This window comes from Mesorhizobium sp. M7A.F.Ca.CA.002.04.1.1, assembly GCF_004022805.1.
GTDB classification, from domain to species: Bacteria; Pseudomonadota; Alphaproteobacteria; order Rhizobiales; family Rhizobiaceae; genus Mesorhizobium; species Mesorhizobium ciceri.
Genome location: NZ_RZPL01000574.1, coordinates 1 through 3,825 on the forward strand (window position 1 = coordinate 1; position 3,825 = coordinate 3,825).

The window sequence follows — 3,825 nt, forward strand, 5'->3', positions numbered from 1 at the left end:
CCAGCAACGCGGTGACGGCGTCCGGATCGCGCCACCGGCCAAGGGCAAGCTCCGGCCTGGTGCCATCCAGCTCGATAGACCCGGCGGCAAGCGAGCTTGCCGTGCGCGAGAACAACACGCCGAGCGGTTCGACCGCAGACGGTTTGCCCGCGGCGATTGGATCGAAAACCTGAAATGACGCCTCCCGCATTTCGCGGACCCCTTCCACGAACCGCCCATCCGCTATCTCGGCAACGGCCTGCGCCTGACGATCGTCGGCAAGCCCTGAGGCGCTGAACCAGTTCGCAACATCCCGGACGGACTTGAAGAGTTCATTGTCTGTTGCCGGCGCCCGCCGGTCGAACACGGCGTTCGACAGGTCCAAAGCGGGATGCCCGCCTATGAAGTGATCCGGTACCCATTCGGTGTATTCATCGCCCATGGAACATAACCTCATTAACCGGATTATACGGTTACATGTAACCACTATCATACGGATACGTGGTGTCAAAGCCAGCGCGTCGCCAGATCGGCGCGGAACCCCTGGGAGGGAGAGGATGTGCAGCAATCGTTACAAGACCCGCCACGAAACCATCAATGTCGACGGCCTCGACATCTTCTACCGTCATGCCGGCGATCCCGGCAGACCGGCAATCCTGCTGCTGCACGGATATCCGACTTCGTCGCACGTCTATCGCAATGTCATCGAACCGCTGGCGGAGACAGCCTATGTGGTGGCGCCGGATCTGCCCGGTTTCGGCTTTTCGTCCGCCCCTTCCATCGATGCCTATGACTACACGTTCGACAACCTGGCCAGCACGATCGAAGCCTTCATCGAGGCCCTCGGCCTCCAGCGATTCTTCCTCCACATCACTGACTTCGGCACGCCCGTCGGCTATCATCTCGCCACACGGCGGCCGGATCGCATCCTCGGCCTGATCGCCCAGGACAGCAACGCTCATGACGAGGGGCTGGGACCGGAATGGGACGCGCCGAAGGCGTTCTTCGCCGAACCGACTGAAGAAAACCGCGCCAGACTGCCGGACTGGATGAATTTCGAGGGGACCCGAAACCAATATATCGGCGGTCTCCCCGAGCGTCTGAAAGTGTTGTTTCCGCCCGAGGGTTGGTATCTCGATACGGAGCGCCTGGCGAGGCCCGGCAACACCGACATTCAGTTCGAACTCTTCACCGATTATGGCTCGCACATCGCGCGCTTCCCGGCCATCCAGGCCTATCTCCGCGACCAACAGCCAGCATGCCTGGTGCTGTGGGGGCGCCACGACGCCTTCTTCGCGCTGGACGAGATCATGGCCTACAGCCGCGATCTCGACGCCGTCGAAATCCATGTCTTTGAGAGCGGGCACATGCTTCTCGAAACGCATCATCGCCAATGCGCGGCTCTCATCGCTCACTTCATGCACGAGGTGGAGACTGGGGTATTTCGCGATCCTGCGGGGCGTTGAACGTCGACGTTCAAACCGCCACTTCGATGGGCTCGGCAAGCCTGGGATTGGCCCGCGCGGCGATCAGGCAGCCGGCGACGATCAGGCACGCTCCCGTCAGCGTGGTCCAGGTCGCCTCCTCGCCGAAGAAGAACCAGCCAAGCGCGACCGCCCAGATGAAGGCCGAGTATTCCGTCGGGATCAGATATTGCGCTTCGGCGCGGGCGTAGGACCAGCTCATCAGGAATTGCCCGGCGAGCGACAGCACCGTCACCCCGGCCAAAGGAAGCCAAAGATCGCTCGGCAGGGCGACGGCAAGCCAGGGTGCCGCGAGGCCGAGCAGGATGGCAACGCAAAGGTTCTGGAACAGCATGATCTCGATCGGCTTGGCCAACTGCGCCTGTTGCCGGGCGAGGATCAGATTGTATCCGTAGAACACGGTTGATACGAGCACCGCTGCCGTGCCGAGCATGGCGTCCTGCGAATAGTCTGCCTGCCCGAACTGGCCGGCCATGATGATGGCGACGCCGGCGATGCCGGCCAACGATGCCCAGACAGCCTGGCGTCGGATCCGTTCGCCCAGCAGCAGCGCGGCGAGAAACAGCGCAAACAAGGGCGCCACGAAGCTGAGCCCGATCGCCTCCGCGAGCGGCAGCCTGGCCAAGCCCCAGAAGAAGGATATCAGCACGACGCCGACAATTGCGGCACGCAGCGCATGCAGCCTCAGCACCGGAATGGTCGGCTTTAAGCGTGGTCCCGCCAACCAGGCTGCGCCCGCGACCACGGCCGCGACCATGCTGCGCCACAGCAAGGTGTTGTAGACCCCGACCGCGATGACCAGGATCTTCATCGCCGCATCCATCCCGGACAGCAGGAAGATCGCAAGCGCGCATACGAGCACCGGGATCATCGGGGAAACGGCGCCGGTCAGGCTGGATGTCTTCACGGCTTCACTCATGTGACGGATCGCAGCCGGATATATCAGGGCAAGGGTCGCGACCAGATGGCAGCCCGGTCGATGTAGCAGTCCAACCCCGATTGGGCCGAGGCTATCGTGACATCAGGGTATCAGCACCATGCCGGCGAGTTGAACGAAACGGACCGCCTCGCCGACTGCATCATCCGGCCACGGCAGGCGACGCACGCACCCATGGCACAGATCGAATTGAGCGGGCGGGTTGCCGACGCAGCTGGCCCGTCGCATGTTGCCGGTTGTCTGCAGACGGATCGGAAAAAATGCACCGCATGGCTTCGGGCGACCTTTATCAGACCTACGATCTTGGTGACTTGCGCATCACCTCCTTGCGCGATGGCTATGTCGACATGCCGATCGGACGGCTTCGGCAACCCGGCGACAAGCCATTTGGCGATGAATTGCCGCAACAAGTCGCATTGGTTGGTGGTCAACTCAGACTGTCCGTCAATGCCTTCGCGATTGACGATGGAGACGGAATCATCCTGATCGATACCGGTGCCTCGAACGCCTGGCATCCCACCATGGGCCGACTTCCCGAGGCGCTGGACGAAGCTGGCATCGATGCCGGACGAGTCCGTGCCGTCTGTTTCACCCACACCCATCTCGACCACATCCATGGTCTTGTGCTTGCCGACGGCCGCGACGCTTTCCCGCGCCTGGCGCGTTTGCTCGTTCCCGGGGAAGAACTCGGCTTTTTTCGCGCCGAAGCGCGGCTCGAACGATTTCACAGCATGGCGGAACCCTTCGAGGCCGGAGACCGTATCGGGACACATGTCGACATTGTCGAAGCCCATGGCCATGAAGCGGGACACAGCTGCTTTCGTGTTTCGAGCGGTGGCGAACGCATTCTGATTTGGGGCGACACCGTTCACGTCCCATCGCTTCAGTTCGATCGACCTGAGGTGACGTGGGAATTCGATGCCGATCAGGACCAGGCGCGCGAAAGCCGGTTGCGGTTGCTGGCGCTTGCTGCCGACGATCATGTTTCGTCGCCGGCGCGCATCTGGATTCGCCCGGTATCGGCCGCGTCGTCCGATCCGGCGCCAGCTTTCGGTTTGAGCCGCTATAATTGAAAAAGGGCGGCGCAAGCGCCGCCCCGGATCCTTGGGAGGATAATTCGAACCGGCGGTCAGGCCGCCTTGACTTCCTCGGCGACGGCGTCGGCCTGACGCGCTGCCTTGAGCACCTTGGCCCACCAGGCAACGTCGTTGACCAGCGCCGTGGCGGCCTGGTTCAGATGCTCGAGGTCTTCCAGCTTCTTCTCGCCCTGGCGGACGGCGAGGAAATCGCCCCAGGCGATATGGACGGCCGACTTGACCGGCGCCATCTGCAATTCGACGGCATGAAGGCGGAGCTGTTCGACGGCGCGAGCGCCACCGACGCTGCCATAGCCGACGAAGCCGGCCGGCTTCTTGTTCCATTCGT

Annotated in this window: 5 protein-coding genes; 2 read left to right on the forward strand and 3 right to left on the reverse strand. The window is 62.5% G+C overall.

The features are described 5' to 3' along the window. A partial coding sequence (locus ENZ75_RS24505; protein WP_128278374.1) for an ABATE domain-containing protein occupies positions 1 to 421 on the reverse strand: 421 nt, incomplete at its 3' end. Here ENZ75_RS24505 and ENZ75_RS24510 point away from each other — a divergent pair. Beyond that, the gene (locus ENZ75_RS24510; protein WP_245268609.1) at positions 420 to 1,445 is read left to right on the forward strand and encodes an alpha/beta hydrolase; all 1,026 of its coding nucleotides are present in this window, start codon (positions 420 to 422) and stop codon (positions 1,443 to 1,445) included. The two genes, ENZ75_RS24505 and ENZ75_RS24510, sit on opposite strands and share 2 nt — an antisense overlap. Before the next feature lie 10 nt (positions 1,446 to 1,455). Here ENZ75_RS24510 and ENZ75_RS24515 read toward each other — a convergent pair whose 3' ends face one another. Continuing rightward, positions 1,456 to 2,382, reverse strand: a complete 927-nt coding sequence (locus ENZ75_RS24515; protein WP_013530053.1) for a DMT family transporter — start codon at positions 2,380 to 2,382, stop codon at positions 1,456 to 1,458. A gap of 365 nt (positions 2,383 to 2,747) precedes the next feature. Between ENZ75_RS24515 and ENZ75_RS24525 the strand changes: the two genes are divergently transcribed. Next, the gene (locus tag ENZ75_RS24525) at positions 2,748 to 3,473 is read left to right on the forward strand and encodes an MBL fold metallo-hydrolase (RefSeq protein ID WP_245441363.1); all 726 of its coding nucleotides are present in this window, start codon (positions 2,748 to 2,750) and stop codon (positions 3,471 to 3,473) included. 56 nt (positions 3,474 to 3,529) lie between these two features. Here ENZ75_RS24525 and ENZ75_RS24530 read toward each other — a convergent pair. Next, positions 3,530 to 3,825, reverse strand: a 296-nt coding sequence (locus ENZ75_RS24530) for an NAD(P)H-dependent oxidoreductase (protein ID WP_206617093.1), incomplete at its 5' end; no start/stop codon positions are given.